The following is a 20,558-nucleotide window of genomic DNA, read 5'->3' as shown; positions in this document are numbered from 1 at the left end:
GGCGCCGTTCGCGCATGCTCACAGGTCTTACAAACTTCAGGTAGCCACCATGCAGATGCAATTCGCTTTCCGGTCGGGCACTCGCCCGGCTGCCTCCCTCGCGGCCAGCCACCGCGCCGCCGGTCTGGGGGAGGCCTGAGCCATGAACATGACCTTCTCTGACTTCATGAAGCGCGTCAAGGACGAGGGCGGTCCCGACGTCCGGGCGCTGCCCAACGCCACGCTGGCTGCGGCGCTGGAGACCGCCTTCGGCGTGATCACTGCCGAGATCCGCGACGCTGGCGAGGGCGACACCCGCATTCCCCGCCTGGGCGTGTTCCGCTCGAAGTCGGTCACCGCCAAGGAAGGCCCGTCGGCCGGCAAGCCGGTGATGCGCACGGTCTTCGTGCAGCTCAAGCCGGCCGGTGACAAGGCCGACGACGGCGCCGCCGATCTGCAGGATTCGTCGGTCGAATGAACCCCTCGGCAGTACAGGTGACCCCGGCTCCGGCGGCCGAAGCCCGGCTGGCGTCGGGTCGCCCGCCGCTGCTGCTGTTCGCCACCTCGCACGTCTACGGCCGGCGACCGGCCGCCGACGAGGTGGCCGACCTGTCCTTCGCGCTGGCCCGCATCCTGGTGGAAACGGCCCAGCGCCACGGCCTGCCCAAGGCGGCGCATCTGGCGCTGCCCGAGTACTTCGCCAGCCGCGCCGAGCTGCTGTCCGAGTTCGAGGTCGACGACGACACGCCCATCGTCTTCTTCAGCCTGCGCGCCCCCGAGGACCACCGCTACCTCAAGGGCGCCGATATCGGCTACTACGTCGACATCCAGGGCGACTACGTGGGCGACCACGCGCTGGGCGCCAGCCTGCCCACCGCCAACCTGGCCGGCGACGACCTGCTGCAGCGCTTCGTGCAGCATTGCCCCACGCCGCCCGTGTTTCCGCTGGATCCCAGCCATGTGCGGCTGCCGATCAAGCACAAGCTGGCGATGTCCAAGCTGCACATCCGGCTGCTGCAGCAGCGCTCCGACGAGATCCGCGCGCGCAACCTGCTGGTGGTCCAGCCTGACCTGGACGAGATCACCCGCCTGGGTTTTGCGCTGGACCTGGCCGCCCGTCGCCTGGACGTGGTGCTGAACCTGATGATCGTCTTCAGCACCGAGGACGGCCACGACGACCCAGTGGCCGAGGCGCTGGAGCGCCTGGCGCAACGGCACAGCGGCGTGGTGCTGCTGCAGACCATCGACATCGAGCTTGGCCTGATGGCCGCGCTGCGCGACCTGGACTTCGAGCTGTTCAGCACCGGCTACCGCAGCCGCCACCTGTTCGAGAACGCCTTGTCCCAGCTGATCGGCCTGCGGGTCGCCACGCAGGACTTCGACGGCACCTACGAGCCCGATCGCCAGCCGCTGTGGCGCCGCCTTCGCCTGGACCAGTTGCTCGCATGAAACCCGTCGTGTATTTCGAGGTGTCGCCGCTCTTCGAGCGAAACTTCAGCGGCATCCCCAACGTCGCCAAGGAACTGGCGCGCCGTTTCCTGGCCGACGCCGACACGCTGGAGACCCGGTTCTTCATCAACTGGCACGAGATCCCGCAGTCCTTCGTCCGCCTGGCCATCGACGACGCCAGCGGCGCCCGCCTGGCCGACATGGCCCGCATGCCACTGCGCCAGATCGCCCCGGCACCGGGCAGCATCGGCTTCTTCCCGAACTACAAGTCGATCCGCGGCGTCTTCAGCACCGAGGGCTTCATCGTCCACGACCTGAGCACGGTCACCACGCCGCAGTTCCACTCCAAGGAGACCATCCGCCACCACCGCACGACGGTGGCGCGCGACATCGAGACCTCGGACGTGATCTTCGCCGTCTCGCAGGCCACGCTGCGCGACCTGGAGCTGTACTTCCCGCAGTCCATGAAGAAGCGCCGGGTGATCTGCAACCCCGGGGCGGTGGTGGCCGATTTCTCGATGCCCTCGTTCCATGACGAGCGGCCGATCGTCACCGTGCTGGGCACGCTGGAGCCGCGCAAGAACATCCGCCAGGTGCTGGAGTACATCGCCGAGAGCCCCACCTTCGCCTCGCGCTTCGCCTTCATCCTGCCGGGCAAGTTCGGCTGGGGCGAGTCCATGCACCGCCTGATCGAGCGCCTGGGCCTGGAGCCGCAGGTCGAGGCCGGCACGATCCAGTTCCCGGGCTACATCTCGGAAGAAGCCAAGCTCGACCTGATCCGCCGCTCGCACCTGCTGATCTACCCGTCGGTCTTCGAGGGCTACGGCATGCCGGTGCGCGAGGCCTTCGTCTGCGGCGCGCCGGTGCTGACCACCCGATCCAGCTCCATCCCCGAGGTGGCGCCCAGTCACGTGCATTACTTCTCTCCCTTCAAGCGCGGCGATTTCGGCCGCCAGTTCGAGGCCCTGGCGGCCCGCTTCACCGCCAACGCGGCGGACACGCGTGGCCAGGCGATCGCCGAAAGCCACTGGGACAGCTCCTATGAGACCGTCAAGTCGGCGCTGCTGCGATGAGCTCCCTGCTGGTCCGTGTCGAGGCTGACCACTGCCACATCGAGTGCGGCAGCCTGGGGTCGCATGGCCTGCACCCACTGGTCATCGTCTGGTTCCGCGGTGACCCGGTGCAGGTGCTGCGACCGGCCGCGCCTGATGCCGGTGGCCTGTACCAGCTGCGCTGGCCGCTGAGCCAGGACATGCCGCTGGCCTTCGTGGCCTTCACGCTGCTGGACCTGCCGCTGGCGGCGCTGCGCGCCACCTGGGATGCGGCCGACCAGCGCTTTCGCACGCAGATCCGTGAAGACCTGCTGCTGCCCGCGCTGGAGCGCCTGGACGCGCATGTGCCGCTGCTGCTCAAGGACGCCGACCGGATGGCGGTGTATGCCTACCTGACGCTGCTCTCGCGCATGCCCTCAGGCGGTGACCTGGAGGAGTTCGCGCGCCACCACGCGCCCCACATCGACCGCCTCAACGGCGTGCGCAGCGGCATCCTGGGTGCCCAGGAGTTCAGCGACAAGCTCAAGGCCATGCGGCCGCGCTACTCGCTGCTGTCCGACGCCAACCTGCCGCGCCTGCTCGAGGACGTGATCCACATCCTGCGCGTGCAGGCGCCGCCGCAGCAGCTCGACCTGGGCGACCCCGACCCGAGCCGCCTGATGCTGAGCGATGAAGCGCTCGGTGCCGCGGTGCACATCCACGACGGCCATCGCTACGACGACGACTGGATCAGCAGCACGCTGCGTCTGCGCTGCACCACCCAGCGGCCTGGTGCCTGTCTGCGCCTGAAAGGCTGGCGCGAGGGCATCAGCGGCGCGCTGCATGCCTTGCGCATCCGCACCGACACCAGCGACACCCAGGTGCAATACGACGGCGATATGTTCGAAGTCGTGTTCACCATGAACGCACCGGCCCGCTACCACGTGGAGCTGGAACTGCCCGCCTTCCCGACCCGCAACGGGGATGCGCGCAGCCTTGGTTTCGTTCTCGTTGAGTCGCAGTTGCAGAGCAGCCCACAAGGCACGCTCGGCACCCCTGAACCCCCCAGGAGTTCTCCATGAAGCAGTTCAAACAAGTCATCATTCACGTTGGGACAGACAAGACCGGCAGCACCTCGATCCAGAAGGCCTTCGGCACCATGCGCGAGCCGCTGCGCAGCCGCGGTCTGGCGGCCTACCTGCCTGGCGATGTGCACCCGATGCTCGGCTCGGCCTTCTGCGCCGAACCTGAAAGCTACGTCTTCAACCGCAATGTCGGCATCGCCGACCGCGCCAAGATCCAGGCCCGCGACAAGCAGTACCTGGTCGAGGTCGAGGACTTCATCAAGTCGGCGCAGAACTGCGAGACCCTGGTGGCCTCCTACGAAGGCTTCATGCACCTGCCGGACGAGGCGCTGGAGGGCATGTACAAGTGGGCGCGCCGCTACGCCGACTCGGTGATCGCGGTGATGTACGTGCGCGAGCCGCATTCCTACGCGGTCAGCGCCATGGGCCAGAACGTGCGCATGGGCAAGGAGCCCTGCCCCAACGGCCGCATCCCGATCCACAACTTCCCCGAGAAGATCGGCCGCCTGGTCAAGCTCTTCGGACGTGATTCGGTGATGGTGCGCTCCTTCGAGTCCGACCAGCTGACCGGCAAGGACGCGGTGATCGACTTCCTGCACATCGTCGGCGCCGCGGACATCATCGATTCGCCGGACTACGTCACGCCTGAGCGCGCCAACCAGCGCATGACCTCGCGGGCCATGATGTTCGGTGGCGCCTTCGCCAAGGCGCTGCTGGACGCCGGCATCAAGCTGCCGTCGGCCGAGTACCAGCGCAAGTACGGCGGCCTGATCGCCGACCTGCCCGGCCCCTCGATCAAGCTGACGCCGGAACAGGCCGAGGTGGTCGCCCAGACCAGCCGCACCGGCCTGGACTACCTGCGCAGCGAGTTCGGCATCGTCTTCAAGGACCCGCCCGAGAAGTACATCGCGCCGGCCGACACCGCCTCCGAGGAGATCCTGCGCGACATCGCCGGCGTCGTCACCGGCATGGTGCTCAAGCAGTGCCTGCTCGAGAACGCCTTCGGCCACATCGAGGTCGACAACCTGCCCGCGCAGATGAAGGCCGGGGCCGAGCTGAAGCTGGGCGTCACGCTGTTCAACGAGTCCAGCGTGCTGTGGCAGTCGACCAATCCCAACCCGATCAACATCGGCTACCGCTACCGCGGTGCCGACGGCAAGCTGATCGGCGGCGGTGGCCGCACCGCGCTGCCCCACGCCCGGCTGCGCGCGCGCGACAAGTGCAAGCTGGAACTCAAGGTGAAGGCGCCCAAGGCCCCGGGCGACTACACCATGGAGATCAGCGTGGTGCAGGAGCAGCACGCCTGGCTGGACCAGAAGGGTTTCACGAAATTCTCGGCCAAACTCAGCGTGGCGTGACGCACGCTGCCTTTGAGGCAGACTTCGACTGATGACCGACAAGCCTTTCGACACCGCGATCCTGCACTTCGGCCTCGACAAGACCGGCTCCACCGCCATCCAGGATGTGTGCGACCAGGCTCGGGCCGAGTTGGCATCGCGTTGCTCGATCGTCTACCCGCCGGGCAGCTGGCACGCCCAGCTGGGCTCGTGCTTCTCCAGCCACCCGGCGCGCTATGTCCTCAACGTCGAGAACGGCCGCACCGACGAGACCGCGATCCGCGCCGCGGACAGGCGCTACCTGCAGGAGCAGAGCGCCTGGATCCGGGCCCAGCCGCGGGCCCGTCAGCTGCTGTTCTCGTACGAGGGCTTCATCAGCCTGAACCTGCCCGACCTGATCGCGCTGCGCACCCATTGCGAGAACTTCGCCGAGCGGGTCAAGGTGCTGCTCTACGTGCGGCCACCGCTGTCCTATGCGGTCAGCGCGATGAGTCAGCGCGTCAAGATGGGCCGCCCGGCCTGGGCGCCCGACGAGGAACGCCCGGTCTACCGCTTCAAGGAGCGCTTCAAGCGCCTGGCTTCGGCCTTCGGCCGCAACGCCCTGGAGGTGCGGGTGTTCACCCGCCAGGCCCTGACCGAAGGCGATGTGGTGATCGACTTCTTCAGCGCCCTGGGCCTGGACCTGGAACAGGCGCGCGCGCTGTCCAAGCTGCAGCGCAGCGCCAACGAGAGCCTCAGTGCGCGCGGCCTGGCCTTCGGCATGGCGTTGCGCGAGCACCTGGCGGCGCTGGACATCCGCCTGTCGCAGGCCGACTTCAACAACCGCCACGGCAGCCAGCTCAACCGCATCACCGGCGCGCCGATCAAGCTCAGCGCCGAGCAGATCGAGCTCATCCAGACCGAGTTCCAGCCCCATGCCGAGGTGCTGCGCCGGGAGTTCGGCATCGAGTTCGACGAGGCGCCCGAGCGCTTCCTGCGCGCCGACGACGACCAGGACGCCGACGCCACCCGCTTCGCCAACGAGGCTGCGCTGCTCTACATGGAAGCCTCGCTGGGCCCGCAGCGCCTGGAATGCGCCCAGGGCCACCTGGTCTGGGACACGGCGCCGACGACGATGCGGGCCTCCGAGACGGTGCGCCTGCCGCTGACGCTGCAGCAGCAGAGCTGCCACTGGTGGCGCGGCACGCCCGAGCTGCCGCTGCGCCTGTGCTACCACTGGCTCCACGAAGACCGCCAGATGGCCCATTTCGAGGGCCGACGCACGCCGCTGCCGGTGCAGGTCCTGGCCCCCGGGCAGCGGGTCCCGGCCGAGATTGAGGTGCTGGCGCCCGCCGAGCCCGGACGCTACATCCTGCAGGTCACCGGCCTGCAGGAGGGCTGGTGCTGGTTCGAGCAGAAGGGCTTCACCCCGCTCGAGTGTCCGGTGCACGTGACCTAGACTGCGAACACGCCATGACCTCTTCCCCGCGCAAGACCCTGTTCATCCACGGCGGCATGCAGAAGACGGGCAGCACCTCGATCCAGGTGACGCTCAGCGAGACGCCGACCACGCCGAACTACCAGTTCCTCTACCGAGAGAACGGCAACTCGGGCTACTACCTGCGCTCGATGTTCGACGCCAGCTTCACCGGCAACGTCCACGAGAAGGGCAAGGGTCGCGTCGCGGGCCTGCACAACTTCGGCGACCGGATCGAGAAATTCCTCGAACGCCCGAAATCGATCTTCGTGATCTCCTCCGAGATGATCGGCTCGGCCTTCGGCACCGCCAGCCTGACCATGATGCGCGACTGGTTCGCGCGCAAGGTCGACGAGATGCAGGTGGTGCTCTACGTCCGCGAGCCCTACGGCTACATCGAGAGCCTGTTCCAGGAACAGCTGAAGAAGCGCTCGGTCGACTTCGTCAAGCTGGCGCGCATGAGCCCGCCCTACCAGGCCTGGTTCAGCGAGGTGGAAGAGGTCTTCGGCGCCGACAAGGTCATCTACCGCCACTTCAACAGCGCCAAGCTGCGCAACGGCGACGTGGTCAGCGACTTCATCGCCACCACCGGGCTGGACCTGCCCGAATCCTCGATCGTGCGCAAGAACGAGGGCCTGTCGCGCCGCGGCGTGACCGTGATCGCCAACTTCAACCACCAGCTGGCCAGCCGCACCCACAGCCGCGACCTGAAGGCCACGCGCTGGATCACCCGCCTGGCCTCGCAGCTGCCCGGCCCCAAGCTGCGCCTGAGCAACGAGCTGCTGCTCGAGGCCGCCAGCGGCACCGCCGGGGACATCGCCTGGATGGAATCGCGCCTGGGCTGCCCGCTGGGCCATCTGAACCGCAAGCCGGCGCCGGATGGTCTGACCGAGCTGCGGCAGGTGCTGGACCTGGACGAGGAAACCCGGCGCTGGGCGGTGGATGTGCTGGGCGTGCCGGCGCAGTCGGCCGACATCGGCGCCGCCATGACCGAGAAGCTGCAGGTGGCCGCCCAGGCCGAGGACGCGGCCATCCTGCGCCAGACCCGACGCCACTTCGCGGTGGAAGACCCCGAGAAGGCCGAGCGCCGCGAGAAGCGCGCGGCCCAACGGGGCGACTGAACCGGCCCCGATCGCCGCCGCGATGACCGCGCCTTCCCCTCCCCCCGCACCCGACGGCTGGGGCGCCTGGTTCCGGCAGCGCCGCAGCGGCCCGGCACCTGTGGCGCCTTCGGCCCCTGGCGCTGCGCAGACAATCTCCTCCATGAGCACACCCTCCGCGCACGAGCTGGTGGCCCGCTTCGGCAGCGGCCACGTCGACGAGGTCTCGGCCACCCAGATCTCGGGCTGGGCCTGGGACCCCGAGACGCCCGACCAGCCGGCGATCGTGGAGATCCTGGACGGCGGCGAGCGCCTGGCCACGATCGAGGCCAACCTGTTCCGCCCCGATGTGCGCGACGCTGGCCTGGGCAACGGCTACTGCGGCTTCGTGCTGAGCTTCAGCCCCTCGCTGCTGCCGCGCTCGCGCCACCGCATCACCGTGCGCCGGCTGCGCGATGGCGTCGATCTGATGGGCTCGCCGCGCGAGCTGGTGCGCGAGGACGGCGGCCTGGACCTGGCCGCGCAGCGCCACCTGGCCATGCTGTGCCGCAACCAGGCCGACACCGCGCGCCGCGCCGCCGACCTGGACCCGCCGCTGGCCTTCCTGGTGGACCAGCTGGGCCTGCTGATGCGCCGCCGCGCCGAGCTCACCGCCGCGCCGGCCCTGCCCGACCTGGGCCCACTGAGCGAGCTGATCGACGCCGCCACGCCGGCGCAATGGGTGCAGGGCGCCAGTGTGGCGCTGTCCACCCGCTACCGCCCGCTGCGCCTGCCGCTGGCCGAGGCGCCGCTGGTGTCGGTGGTGATCCCGGTGTATGGCAAGTTCCAGCTGACCTACGACTGCATCGACGCGATCGCCAAGGCGCTGCCCGAGGCACCGATCGAGCTGATCCTGGTCGATGACTGCTCGGCCGACGAGACCCTGCTGGCGCCGCTGGTCTTCGGCGGCACGGTGCGGGTGGTGCGTAATGACGTCAACCTGGGCTTCGTCAAGAGCTGCAACCGCGGCGCCTCGCTGGCGCGCGGCGAGTACCTGTTCTTCCTGAACAACGACACCCTGGTGCGTCCGGGCTGGGTGGACGAGCTGGTCAAGACCTTCGAGCAGGTGCCGCGCGTGGGCGTGGCCGGCTCCAAGCTGCTGTTCGGCGACGGCTCGCTGCAGGAGGTGGGCGGCATCGTCTGGCGCATGGGTGACGCCTGGAACTGGGGCCGCCACGGCAACCCGGCCGAGCCGCGCTACAGCCACCTGCGCGATGTCGACTATGTCTCCGGCGCCGCGCTGATGATCCGCAAGGCCCTGTTCGATGAACTGGGTGGCTTCGACCTGCACTTCGCCCCCGCCTATTACGAGGACACCGACCTGTGCTTCCGCGTGCGCCAGGCGGGCTGGCGGGTGGTGGTGCAGCCGCAGTCGGTGGTGGTGCACCTGGAGGGCGTGACCAGCGGCACCAGCGTCACCGGCAGCGGCATGAAGCAGTACCAGGCCGTCAACCACCGCAAGTTCTACGAGCGCTGGAAGGACGTGCTGGGTCGCCACAGCTTCAACACCGGTCAGCCCGATCTGGAGGCCGAGCGCGGCGTGACCAAGCGGGCCCTGTTCATCGACGACGTGGTGCCCACGCCCGACCAGGACGCCGGCAGCAACGCCGCGATGCAGCACATCCGCTCGCTGATCCGGCTGGGCTACAAGGTCACCTTCATCCCGGCCGACAACATGGCCCGGATCAGCCCCTACACCGAGGCGCTGCAGGCCCTGGGCGTGGAATGCATCTACCACCCGTTCTACTGGAGCGTGGAGGAGTACCTGCGCAAGTGCCCGTGGTCGATCGACGTGGTCTACCTGCACCGCTTCACCAACGGCACCAAGTACGCCGGCATGCTGCGCCGCCACCAGCCGCAGGCGCGCATCCTCTACAACGTGGCCGACCTGCACCACCTGCGCATGGAGCGCGAGGCCCGTCACACCGACAACGCCGCGCTGGCCCAGCGTGCCGCCGAGGTGCGCCAGGTCGAGTTGTCGGTGATCCAGTCGGTGGACGCCACCATCGTGCACTCCAGCGTCGAGCAGGCCCTGCTGGCCGAGGCCACGCCGCGCTCGCGCGTGCACGTCGTGCCCTGGACCTATGCGCTGCGCCCGGTCAAGACCGAGGCCCGCCAGCGCCAGGGCGTGGTCTTCGTCGGCGGCTTCCGCCACACGCCCAATGTCGACGCCGCGCGCTGGCTGGTCGAGCAGATCATGCCGCTGGTCTGGCAGACCGCCCCGGACATCACCGTCACGCTGGTGGGCAGCTACATGACCGACGAGGTGCGCCGCCTGGGCAGCGCCCGCGTGCGTGCGCTGGGCTACGTGCCCGACGTGCATGAGGTCTATGAGCGCAGCCTGCTCAGCGTGGCGCCGCTGCGCTACGGCGCCGGGGTCAAGGGCAAGGTGCTGGAGGCGCTGGCCGCCGGCCTGCCCTGCGTGATGACGCCCTGCGCCGCCGAGGGCATTCCCGTGAACGGGCCGCTGGGTGAACTGGTCGCCGAGGACCCGGCCGCCTTCGCCGCGAAGATCCTGGCCCTGCACGCCGACCGCGCGCTGGCCGAGCGCCTGGCCCAGGCCGGCCTGGCGATGATCGCCGACCACTGTTCCGCCGAGGTGGTGGATGCCGCGATCGCCGCGGCCATCGACGCCAGCCCGGCCAGCACCGCATGACGCCACCCCGCCCGCGCCGCAAGGTCATCCTGCACCACCACCTGTTCAAGAACGCCGGCACCTCGGTGGATGAACTGCTGCGGGCCTGCTTCGGCAGCCGCTGGGTGACGCGCGAATTCGCGGCCCGCGCCAACCCTGCGCCGCACCGGCGCGAAGTGGCCGAATGGATCCGCGAGCACCCCGAGGCGGTGGCCTTCTCGTCGCACACCGTCGAGCTGCCGCCGCCCGACATGGGTCAGGTCGACATCCTGCCGGTGATCTTCATCCGCCACCCGATCGACCGCATCGCCTCGGCCTACGCCTTCGAGCGCAAGCAGGGCGGTGACGGCTTTGGCAGCGTGCTGGCCCGCCACACCACGCTGGCCGGCTACATCGAGGTGCGCCTGTCGATGGGGCGCGACCGGCAGTGCCGCAACTTCCACGTCAGCCGCTTCGCGCCGATGTTCCCGCCGGCCGAGGGCACCGAATTCGAGCGCGCCAGCCGGGCGGTGGAGACCCTGCCTTTCGTGGGGGTGGTCGAGGAGTTCGACCGCTCGATGGCGCTGCTGCAGTCGCTGGTGCAGCAGGATCTGCCCGAGTTCGTCGCCCGCAGCGTGCATGCCAACGTCAGCCGCGACACCAGCGCGCCGCTGGAGGAACGCCTCGAGCGCCTGCGCGCCGAGGTGGGCGAGGCCTGCTACACCGCCTTGCTGACCCACAACGCCGACGACCTGCGCCTGCACGAACAGGCCCTGGCCCGGCTGCGCGCCCGCACCTGAGGCGGCACGGCGCCTGCTGGTTCGGCGGGCGGCGTCTTCCCCGGGCGCACCGCCGGGGTGCGGCCACTTTTTGGGACCGGGTGGCTGGAAATCCCCCCGGCGGGCCCCATCTGCCTAGAATCAATCGCCCACCGCACCCCCGCTGCCCGCCGCCATGGTCCCCCACCTTGTCACCGCACTCACCGGCCCGATCAACGAGCTGGAGCAGCGCATCCTCGAGTCGATGCCGGCGATCGAGCGCTGGTTCCGCCTGGAATGGATGGAGCACACCCCGCCCTTCTACACCTCGGTGGACGTGCGCAACGCCGGCTACAAGCTGGCCCCGGTGGACACCAACCTGTTCCCGGGCGGCTTCAACAACCTGACCGACGAGATGATGCCGCTGGCGGTGCAGGCGGCGATGGCGGCGATCGAGAAGATCTGCCCCGAGGCGCGCAACCTGCTGCTGGTGCCCGAGCGCCACACCCGCAACATGTTCTACCTGATGAACGTGCAGCGGCTGGTGCGCATCTTCACCAACGCCGGCCTGAACGTGCGCCTGGGCACGCTGGACGAGGCGATCACCGAGCCCACCCCGATCGAGCTGCCCGACGGCACCAGCCTGACGCTGGAGCCGCTGCTGCGCACCCAGCGCCGCCTGGGGCTGAAGAACTTCGACCCCTGCACCATCCTGCTCAACAACGACCTCTCGGCCGGCATTCCCGCGGTGCTGGAGGGCCTGCACGAGCAGTACCTGCTGCCGCCACTGCACGCCGGCTGGGCGGTGCGGCGCAAGACCCGCCACTTCGAGGCCTATGAGGAAGTGGCCAAGAAGTTCGCCAAGCTGCTGGGCATGGACCCCTGGCTGATCAACCCGATGTACGCCCACTGCGGCGAGGTCGACTGGCAGGCCGGCACCGGCCTGGAGTGCGTGCAGACCCAGGTCGATGCGCTGCTCACCAAGATCCGCCGCAAGCACAAGGAATACGGCATCGGCGAGAAGCCCTTTGTCGTCGTCAAGGCCGACAACGGCACCTACGGCATGGGCATCATGACGGTGCGCGACGCCAAGGACCTGGACGAGGTCAACCGCCGCACGCGCAACAAGATGGACGTCGTCAAGGACGGCCAGCGCGTGACCCAGGTGATCATCCAGGAAGGCGTGCCCACCTACGAGCGGGTCAACGAGGCGGTGGCCGAGCCGGTGGTCTACATGATCGACCGCTACGTGGTGGGCGGCTTCTACCGCGTGCATGCCGAGCGCGGCATCGACGAGAACCTCAATGCCCCTGGCGCCAGCTTCGTGCCGCTGGCCTTCGAGAAGAGCAACCAGCTGCCCCGCCCGGGCGAGAAGCCGGGCGTCAGCGCGCCCAACCGCTTCTACATGTACGGCGTCATCGGTCGCCTGGCGATGCTGGCCGCGGCCTACGAGCTGGAAGCCACCGACCCGAACGCCGAAACCTACGACTGATCGCCGGATGCAAGGCCCGGTTGTGGCGGTGGCGCCACGCCCGGGCGTCCACGGCAGGGGGGGCTGCAGCGCACAATAGGCGCTTCGCCGTACCGCACCCGATCCTTTGAGCGCCTCCTCGCAAGACAACCGCTCCCTGCCCGCCCTGGCCGCCCTGACGCTGGCCGCGCTGGGCGTGGTCTATGGCGACATCGGCACCAGCCCGCTCTACGCGCTGAAGGAAGTCTTCCACGCCGGGCATGTCGAGGCCTCGCCCGGCAACATCCTGGGCGTGCTCAGCCTGATCTTCTGGACGATGACCATCATCGTCTCGCTGAAGTACGTGCTGCTGATCCTGCGCGCCGACAACAACGGCGAAGGCGGCCTGATCGCCATGCTGGCCCTGGCCACCACCGCCGTGAAGGACAAGCCGGCGCTGCGCCGGGTGCTGATGGTGGTGGGCCTGTTCGGCACCGCGATCTTCTACGGCGACGGCGTGATCACGCCCGCCATCTCGGTGCTGTCGGCCGTCGAGGGCCTGGAGGTGGCCGCGCCGGCACTGCACAGCTGGATCATCCCGATCACGCTGCTGGTGCTGACCGGCCTGTTCGCGGTGCAGCGCTTCGGCACCGGCGGCATCGGCAAGTTCTTCGGCCCGATCACGCTGGTCTGGTTCATCGTGCTGGTGCTGCTGGGCATCCCGCACATCCTGGACAACCCGGCGGTGCTGGTGGCGCTGAACCCGGTGCATGCGGCGGGCTTCTTCATCGCCCAGCCGCTGGTGGCCTTCATCGCGCTGGGCGCGGTGGTGCTGTGCGTCACCGGCGGCGAAGCGCTCTACGCCGACATGGGTCACTTCGGCAAGCGGCCGATCCGCATCGCCTGGTATGGCTTCGTGATGCCGGCGCTGGTGGTCAACTACTTCGGCCAGGGGGCGATGCTGCTCAAGGAACCCGAGGCGGTGGCCAACCCCTTCTTCCACATGGCGCCCGACTGGGCCCAGCTGCCGCTGGTTTTCCTGGCCACCGCGGCCACGGTGATCGCCTCGCAGGCGCTGATCTCGGCGGCCTTCTCGGTGACCAAGCAGGCCATCCAGCTGGGCATCCTGCCGCGCATGGCGGTCAAGCACACCTCGGTCAAGGACACCGGCCAGATCTACGTGCCCTTCATCAACTGGAGCCTGTACGTCTTCATCGTGCTGGCGGTGGCGCTGTTCAAGAACTCGTCCAACCTGGCCTCGGCCTACGGCATCGCGGTGACGCTGGACATGTCGATCACCACGGTGATGACCTTCTTCGTGATCCGCTACGGCTGGAAGTACCCGCTGGGCCTGTCGATCCTGGTCACGGTGTTCTTCTTCACGATCGACATCACCTTCTTCCTGTCGAACATGCTCAAGCTGGTGGCGGGCGGCTGGTTCCCGCTGCTGATCGGCGCCGGCATGTTCCTGCTGATGCTGACCTGGAAGCAGGGCCGGCGCCTGATGCGCGACCGTGTGCGCGACGAGGCGATCGACCTGGCCGGCTTCCTCGAGGCCATCTTCGTCAGCCCGCCGGTGCGGGTGCCCGGCACCGCGGTCTTCCTGGTGGCCGAGCAGGGCCTCACGCCCAACGCGCTGATGCACAACCTCAAGCACAACAAGGTGCTGCACGAGTACAACCTGTTCGTCACCGTGCGCCACCACGAGGTGCCCTGGATCGGCTTCGACAAGCGCCTGCAGCTGGAATCGCTGGGCCATGACTGCTGGCAGGTGACGCTGAACTTCGGCTTCAAGAACGACCCCGACGTGCCCGAGGCGCTGCAGCAGCTCAAGGACCGCGGCGTGCCGCTGGACGACATGGACACCAGCTACTTCCTCAGCCGCGACACGGTGATCCCCACCTTCGGCGCCGGCATGGCCATGTGGCGCGAAAAGCTCTTCGCCAGCATGCACCGCAACGCCGCCGACATGGCCGACTTCCTGAACCTGCCGTCCAACCGCATCGTGGAGCTCGGTGCGAAAGTGGAGATTTGAGGGCCTTCCTCGGTGCTGAAGGACCTGTCCCTGCCGGCCATCGTCGCCGGCTTCATCGCCGTGCTGGTGGGCTACACCAGTTCGGTGGCCATCGTCTTCGCCGCCGCGCAGGCGCTGGGCGCCACGCCCAACCAGACGGCCTCGTGGCTGTGGGCCCTGGGTCTGGGCATGGCGGTCACCAGCACCGGCCTGTCGCTGTGGTACCGGCGCCCGGTGCTGACGGCCTGGTCCACGCCCGGCGCCGCGCTGATCGCCGCCAGCCACGGCCTGGCCCTGCCCGAGGCCACCGGCGCCTTCATCGTCTGCGCGTTGCTGATCGCGCTGGCGGGCTACAGCGGCCTGTTCGAGCGGCTGATGGAGCGCATCCCCGCGGCGATCGCCCAGGCGCTGCTGGCCGGCATCCTGGTGCGCTTTGCACTGGATGCGGCGCTGGCCACTGCGGTGGACCCGCCGCTGGTGCTGGCGATGCTGGCGGCCTTCCTGGCCGGGCGGCGCTGGTGGCCGCGCTACGCGGTGCCGGGCGTGCTGCTGTGCGGGCTGGCGGTGGCTGCCGTGGGCGGTCGGCTGGCCCTGGGCGGCGTGACACTGGCCTGGACCCAACCGGTCTGGACCACGCCCGTGTTCGCGCCGGCAGCGATCATCAGCCTGGGCCTGCCGCTGTTCATCGTCACCATGGCCTCGCAGAACCTGCCGGGCGTGGCCGCGCAGCGCGCTGCCGGCTACGACACCCCGGTCTCGCCGGTGGTGGGCACCACCGGCCTGGTCAGCCTGCTGCTGGCGCCCCTGGGCGGCTACGCGATCAACCTGGCCGCGATCACCGCGGCGCTGTGCATGAGCCCCGAGGCGCACGACGACCCGCGCCGCCGCTACTGGGCCTCCGCCTCGGCCGGCGTGTTCTACCTGGCCACCGGCCTGGCCGGCGGTGCGGTGGTGGCCTTGTTCAGCGCGCTGCCGCGCAGCCTGGTGGTGACGCTGGCCGGCCTGGCGCTGCTGGGCACGATCGCCGGTGGCCTGCACGGCGCGCTTAAGGACGAGTCGCGCCGCGATGCCGCGTTGCTGACCTTCCTGGTCACGCTCTCGGGCGTGAGCCTGCTGGGCATCGGCTCGGCCTTCTGGGGCGTGGTGGCAGGAGCAGCCGCACTGCTGCTGCGGCCGCGCTGATGCGCTAAGCTCGCTGGCTGAGCGTGGCAGGGGTCACGCCACCGCGCGTCAGGCCCGTCGTGCACGACGACTTCTCCAGCTTCTTCGATTTCCTGCCCATCGGAGCCTACCGCTCGCACCCCGATGGCACGATGCTGCGCGCCAATCCGGCGCTGGTACGCATCAATGGCTACAGCACCGAGGCCGAACTGCTGCACGCAGTGCGCGACATCGGCAGCGAGTGGTACGTGCAGCCCGGACGGCGACGTGAGTTCATGCGGCTGCTGGCGCGCGACGGCCAGGTGCAGGGCTTCGTTTCCGAAATCCACCGCCACCGCACGCGCGAACGCATCTGGGTGCGCGAACACGCCCATGCACTGCGCGACGCCGAGGGCCGCGTGCGCTGCTACGAAGGTACGGTCGAGGACATCAGCGACCTCGAACACAGCCGCGACCAGGTGGACCGCATCGCCGACCAGGTCTCGGGCATGGTCTTCCGCACCGTGATGCAGCCCGACGGCACGCGGATCTTTTCCTACGTCAGCCGCGGTGTGCGCGAGCTGCTGGGCCTGACGCCCGAGCAGGTGATGGCCGACGGCAACGCGATCCGCCGCCTGTGGCACCCGGCCGATGCCGCCCGCGTGGCCGCCGCCAGCGAGGCCGCGCGGGCCAGCGGCCGCACGCTGTCGATCGAACATCGCGTGCTGCTGGCCGACGGCTCAGAGAAGTGGCTGCACGTGCGCTCCACGCCGGTCCATCTGACGCCGCAGCGCAGCGAGTACGCCGGCGTGGTGATCGACGTCACCGCCCGCAAGCGTGCCGAGGCGCGGCTGCTGGAGAGCAACGAGCGCTGGAAGCTGGCGCTCAACAGCACCGGCGACGGCGTCTGGGACTGGAACCTTCAGACCGGCGAGGAGACCTACTCCGAGCAGTTCCTGGCGATGTACGGCTACACCGAAGCCGACCTGGCGCACAACCCGCGGGTGCTCGACAGCCTGACCCACCCCGACGACGTGCCGGCGATGCTGCGCGACCGCGAGGCCCATTTCAGCGGCCGCGCGCCCACCTACGTCAACGAGCACCGGGTGCGCTGCCGCGACGGCCAGTGGAAATGGGTGCTGTCGCGCGGCCTGGTGATCGAGCGCGACGCCGAGGGCCGCCCGGCCCGCATGATCGGCACCCACACCGACATCACCGCACGCCGCCAGGCCGACGCGCTGCGCATGGAACGCGACCGCGCCGAGGCCGCCAATCAGGCCAAGACCCAGCTGCTCTCGCGCGTCAGCCACGAGCTGCGCACGCCGCTCAACGCGGTGCTGGGTTTCGCCCAGCTGCTGCAGCGCGACCTGCCGCCCGGCAGCACCGCCACCGAATGGACCGGCCACATCCTGCAGGCCGGCCGCCACCTGCTGGACCTGGTGGACGAGGTGCTGGATCTGTCGGCCGCCCAGAGCGGCCAGCTGCAGCTGAGCCTGAGCGACCTGTCGGCCGAGCCCCTGCTGGAGGAGGCCTGGTCCATGGTGCAGGCCGCCCCGCTGACTGGCCGGCCGCCCTGCTCCCTGGTGCGCGACATCCCGCCGGCGCTGCCGCCGGTGCGCGCCGACCGCCGCCGCCTGCTGCAGGTGCTGGTCAACCTGCTGAGCAATGCGGTCAAGTACAACCGCCCGGGCGGTGCGGTGCACGTGACGCTGCGCGCCGACGGCCCGGCCATCGTCTTCGAGGTGCGCGACGAGGGCCAGGGCCTGACCCCCGAACAGATCGCCCGCCTCTTCAGCCCCTTCGAGCGCCTGGACGCCGCGCGCCGCGGCATCGAGGGCACGGGCCTGGGCCTGTCGCTGTCACAGCAGCTGGCGCAGGCGATGGGCGGCACGCTGAGTGCGCACAGCGCGCCGGGCGAGGGCGCCACCTTCTCCTTGCGGCTGCCCTGGGCCTGAGCACGCCGCCCAGCGGGCCCCTCAGTGCGCTTCCAGGTGGCGCAGCAGCGGCGACGCCGCACGCGCCAGGCGGCGGGCGTTGAGCAGCGCGCGGTGCAGCGCCGGCTGCGGCGCGCGGGCAGCGGCGGCGATCAGGGTCAGCTCGAGCAGGTCGCGCTGCAACCGGCTGCCGCCCAGGCGCGGCCAGTGCGGGCGGCTGGCGCGCAGCGCGCTGCAGGCGGCGCCGGCGTCACCGCGGGCCATCGACAGCAGCGCGCGCATCACCGGCAGGGCCACCTCGCGGGTCACCGCGTGGTTGCTGCGCCGGGCGTCCTCGGCCTGCATCGCACGGGCGGCGACGCGCGCCACCCAGCGCTCGGCCCGCACCAGCTCGTCGGCGCCCAGCAGGCACAGCAGCACGTGCAGGTCGTGGAAGGCGCACAGCCCGGCCTCGCCCTCGTCGGCCGGCCAGGCCGCCAGCAGCTGCACCAGGCGCGCGCCGACGTCCTCGCCCAGCAGATGCAGGCGCCACAGCAGGGCGACGGCATCGCGGTGGTCGGCATCGCCGACCAGGGCGGTGCCGCTGAGGTGGGCGTCGATCAGGCGGTGCACGCCGGACAGGTCCAGCGCCTCCAGCCGGAACAGGCCCATGTGCCACCACAGGTGGGCGGCCAGCGCGGAGTCGTCGGCCCAGCCGGCCTGGTGCTGGCGCAGCCAGGCGGTGCCGTCGTCGAAGCGGCCCTGGCTCTCCATCACATGGGCCACCGCCAGCACCGCGCGCGGCACCTGGGGCTCGCGGGCCAGCGCCCGCCGGGCCACTTCCTCGGCCTGGGCGTCGCGCTGGTTCTCCTGCAGGCCGAAGGCATACAGGCCCAGCAGGTGGGGGTGCAGCGGGTCCTCGGGCGACCACTCGGGCAGTACCTCGGCCGGGCGCGTCTGCAGGGGCGGCAGCTCGCCGCGGCGCAGGTCCCAGGCCTGCGCCCACAGCAGGGCCAGCGCATCGTGCGGGTGGTCCAGCAGCAGGTCGTCCCAGACCTGGCAGGCCGCTGCGCAGCGGCCCTCGGCCAAGGCCTGCAGCGCGGCCAGGTGACGCTGCTCGCGCGGCGGCGCGCCCTCGATGTGGCGGCTGGCCACGGCCAGCGCGACGCGCGTGCTGTCGTCCAGGCGGCCGTCGGCCTGCAGCAGGCGGTGGCCGGCGCGCATCAGCGGCGGCCAGGCCCAGGCCGGGTCGGCCGCACAGGCCTGGTCCAGCGCCTCCTCGGGCGAGCCGATCTGGCTGACCAGGCGCCACAGCGCGGTCTCGGCCGCGTCGGCGGCAGCGCGCGAGGCCGTGCCCAGCCGCTGGTCGCGCTGGTCGCGCAACTGGGCCGGGTCCGCGGGCGCGCTCATGGCGTGATCTTAAGCCGCGGGCAGCTCGGGCCAGTCGCGCAGCGGCGGGCGGATCTGCTCCCAGGCGCGGGCCAGGCGCAGCACGCCGATGTCGTCATGGCGCCGTCCGGCGATCTGCAGTCCGATCGGCAGGCCGCGGCGGTCATGGCCCGCGGGCACCGAGATCGCCGGCTGCTCGCTCATGTTGTAGGGCAGCGTGTAGGCGATGTGCTCGAAGGGCCGCTCGGGGTCGTTCAGCGGGCTGGCCTTGGTGGCGCCGAAGGCGACGTCGGGGCTGACCGGTGAGAGCACATAGTCCACACCGTGCGTGGCGGCGATCGCCGCGTCGCGCAGCGCAGCGATCTGGCTGAAGCCGCGGAAGACCTCCTCGCCGCTCATCTGCGCGCCGCGCTCGATCCAGCGGCGGATGTAGGGCAGCACCTTGGCCTGGCGCTCGGGCGGCAACGCGGCGTAGTCCAGCCACGAGCGCATGCGCCAGAAGCGGTCCAGGCCGTCGACCATCGCGCGGGTGGAGATCGGCTTGAGCTCCACCAGCTCGGCGCCCTCGGCGGCGAACAGCAGCGCGGCCAGCATCACCGCGTCGCGCACCTCGGGCTGCAGCGGGTCGCCCCAGCCGGCATCGAGCAGCACGCCCAGGCGCAGGCCCTTGAGCGGGCGCTGCAGGTCCAGCCAGTCGATGTCGGCGGGCGGCAGGCTGCTGGCATCGCGCCAGTCGGGGCGGCTGAGCACGCTCATCGCCAGCGCGCAGTCGGTGACGGTGCGCGTCAGCGGGCCGGCCACGCGGCCGATGTACGGCGGCTTGATCGGGATGCGGCCCAGGCTGGGCTTGAGGCCCACCACGCCGCACCAGCCGGCGGGCAGGCGGATCGAGCCGCCGATGTCGGTGCCCAGGTGGATCGGTCCGTAGCCCATCGCGGCGGCAGCGCCCGCGCCGGCGCTGGAGCCGCCCGGGTTGCGGCGCAGGTCCCAGGGGTTGCGGGTCAGGCGGTGAAAGCTGGACAGGCCCGAGCTGAGCATGCCCCAGTCGGGCATCGTCGTGCGGGCCACGAAGACCGCGCCGGCCTCACGCAGGCGCGCGGTGGGCGGGGCGTCTTCGCGGGCGGGGTTGAGCAGCGAGGCGGCGCAGCCCAGCGGCTGGGGCACACCGCGCGAGGCGATGTTTTCCTTCAGCGTGACCGGCACGCCGTCCAGCGGCCCCAGCGGCGAGCGGCGCGCCCAGCGCAACTCGCTGGCGCGGGCCTGCGTCAGCGCGGCCTCGGGGTCCAGCGCCCAGGTGGCGGCGATGCGCCGATCACAGGCGGCGATGCGGTCCAGCACCGCCTGGGTGACCTCCACCGGCGACAAGGTGCGCCGGCGGTACAGCGGCGCCAGTTCGGCCGCGGGAATCGCGTGCAGTGCGGTCATCGGCCCCATCGGAGCGCCCGTCAGGGCGACAGGCCCGATGGTGCCTCAAAAACGCGGCCGGCCGTCAGTGCGGCGCGGCGACCGGACGATCAGTCGTCCAGGCCCTCGTGGCGGGCGGCGGCGGCGTACAGGTCGGCGGCGAAGCCGGGGTCGGAGTGTTCCCAGTGACGGGCCATTTCACGCACCTCGGCGGCTTCGTCCGAGCGGCTGCGGCGGCGCGGCGCGGTGACCTGGTGGGCCAGGTGACGCGAGATGCCCGACAGCAGCGCCAGGAAGGCGGTGGCGGCGATGCGCGCGCCGCGCGGCATGCCCAGGGTGGGGGCGGGATGGAAGGTCTGGGAGGTGATGGCAGCCATGGAATGCTCCTTCGGGGTGTCCG

General features: G+C 70.3%; 16 protein-coding genes. 13 read left to right on the top strand and 3 right to left on the bottom strand.

What is annotated here, in order from left to right:
- Positions 1-148 precede the first annotated feature (148 nt).
- From KAK07_RS07055 to KAK07_RS06995, 13 genes are all read left to right on the top strand, one after another.
- Positions 149-457, top strand: coding sequence for a hypothetical protein (locus tag KAK07_RS07055; RefSeq protein ID WP_210851369.1), 309 nt, complete (start codon positions 149-151; stop codon positions 455-457).
- Positions 454-1,428: a hypothetical protein gene (locus KAK07_RS07050; protein WP_210851367.1), complete on the top strand. Its 975-nt coding sequence runs from the start codon at positions 454-456 to the stop codon at positions 1,426-1,428. The genes KAK07_RS07055 and KAK07_RS07050 overlap by 4 nt, the downstream gene beginning before the upstream one ends.
- Positions 1,425-2,501 (top strand): glycosyltransferase, encoded by a 1,077-nt coding sequence (locus tag KAK07_RS07045; protein WP_210851365.1) that lies wholly within the window; start codon positions 1,425-1,427, stop codon positions 2,499-2,501. Before KAK07_RS07050 ends, KAK07_RS07045 begins: the two co-directional genes overlap by 4 nt.
- Positions 2,498-3,541, top strand: coding sequence for a hypothetical protein (locus tag KAK07_RS07040; protein ID WP_210851363.1), 1,044 nt, complete (start codon positions 2,498-2,500; stop codon positions 3,539-3,541). The genes KAK07_RS07045 and KAK07_RS07040 overlap by 4 nt, the downstream gene beginning before the upstream one ends.
- On the top strand, positions 3,538-4,902 hold the full coding sequence (locus KAK07_RS07035) for a hypothetical protein (RefSeq protein WP_210859819.1): 1,365 nt from the start codon (positions 3,538-3,540) through the stop codon (positions 4,900-4,902). The genes KAK07_RS07040 and KAK07_RS07035 overlap by 4 nt, the downstream gene beginning before the upstream one ends.
- A gap of 31 nt (positions 4,903-4,933) precedes the next feature.
- On the top strand, positions 4,934-6,319 hold the full coding sequence (locus KAK07_RS07030) for a hypothetical protein (protein WP_210851359.1): 1,386 nt from the start codon (positions 4,934-4,936) through the stop codon (positions 6,317-6,319).
- 14 nt (positions 6,320-6,333) lie between these two features.
- Positions 6,334-7,458, top strand: a complete 1,125-nt coding sequence (locus KAK07_RS07025; RefSeq protein WP_210859818.1) for a hypothetical protein — start codon at positions 6,334-6,336, stop codon at positions 7,456-7,458.
- Between the two features lie 142 nt (positions 7,459-7,600).
- Positions 7,601-10,132: a glycosyltransferase gene (locus KAK07_RS07020; RefSeq protein WP_210859817.1), complete on the top strand. Its 2,532-nt coding sequence runs from the start codon at positions 7,601-7,603 to the stop codon at positions 10,130-10,132.
- Entirely contained in the window at positions 10,129-10,890 is a 762-nt protein-coding gene (locus tag KAK07_RS07015) for a sulfotransferase family 2 domain-containing protein (RefSeq protein WP_210851353.1), read from the top strand. Before KAK07_RS07020 ends, KAK07_RS07015 begins: the two co-directional genes overlap by 4 nt.
- Before the next feature lie 154 nt (positions 10,891-11,044).
- Entirely contained in the window at positions 11,045-12,340 is a 1,296-nt protein-coding gene (gshA, locus tag KAK07_RS07010) for a glutamate--cysteine ligase (protein ID WP_210851352.1), read from the top strand.
- Positions 12,341-12,446: 106 nt separating this feature from the next.
- Positions 12,447-14,333: a potassium transporter Kup gene (locus tag KAK07_RS07005; RefSeq protein WP_210851351.1), complete on the top strand. Its 1,887-nt coding sequence runs from the start codon at positions 12,447-12,449 to the stop codon at positions 14,331-14,333.
- 12 nt (positions 14,334-14,345) lie between these two features.
- Positions 14,346-15,494: a benzoate/H(+) symporter BenE family transporter gene (locus KAK07_RS07000; RefSeq protein ID WP_210859815.1), complete on the top strand. Its 1,149-nt coding sequence runs from the start codon at positions 14,346-14,348 to the stop codon at positions 15,492-15,494.
- A 59-nt stretch (positions 15,495-15,553) separates the two neighbouring features.
- Entirely contained in the window at positions 15,554-17,407 is a 1,854-nt protein-coding gene (locus KAK07_RS06995; protein ID WP_210859813.1) for a PAS domain-containing sensor histidine kinase, read from the top strand.
- Between the two features lie 21 nt (positions 17,408-17,428).
- On the opposite strand, the gene KAK07_RS06990 is transcribed toward KAK07_RS06995, so the two are convergent.
- From KAK07_RS06990 to KAK07_RS06980, 3 genes are all read right to left on the bottom strand, one after another.
- Complete coding sequence (locus KAK07_RS06990) at positions 17,429-18,775, bottom strand: tetratricopeptide repeat protein (protein ID WP_247664257.1); 1,347 nt, start codon at positions 18,773-18,775, stop codon at positions 17,429-17,431.
- Between the two features lie 9 nt (positions 18,776-18,784).
- The gene (locus KAK07_RS06985; RefSeq protein WP_210859811.1) at positions 18,785-20,179 is read right to left on the bottom strand and encodes an amidase; all 1,395 of its coding nucleotides are present in this window, start codon (positions 20,177-20,179) and stop codon (positions 18,785-18,787) included.
- Positions 20,180-20,268: 89 nt separating this feature from the next.
- Positions 20,269-20,535: a hypothetical protein gene (locus KAK07_RS06980; protein WP_210851346.1), complete on the bottom strand. Its 267-nt coding sequence runs from the start codon at positions 20,533-20,535 to the stop codon at positions 20,269-20,271.
- Positions 20,536-20,558: the final 23 nt, after the last annotated feature.

Source organism: Ideonella alba (genome assembly GCF_018069875.1).
Lineage (GTDB): Bacteria > Pseudomonadota > Gammaproteobacteria > Burkholderiales > Burkholderiaceae_C > Ideonella > Ideonella alba.
The sequence above is the reverse complement of the archived record's forward strand: the minus strand, read 5'-3'. Positions and strand labels throughout refer to the sequence as shown.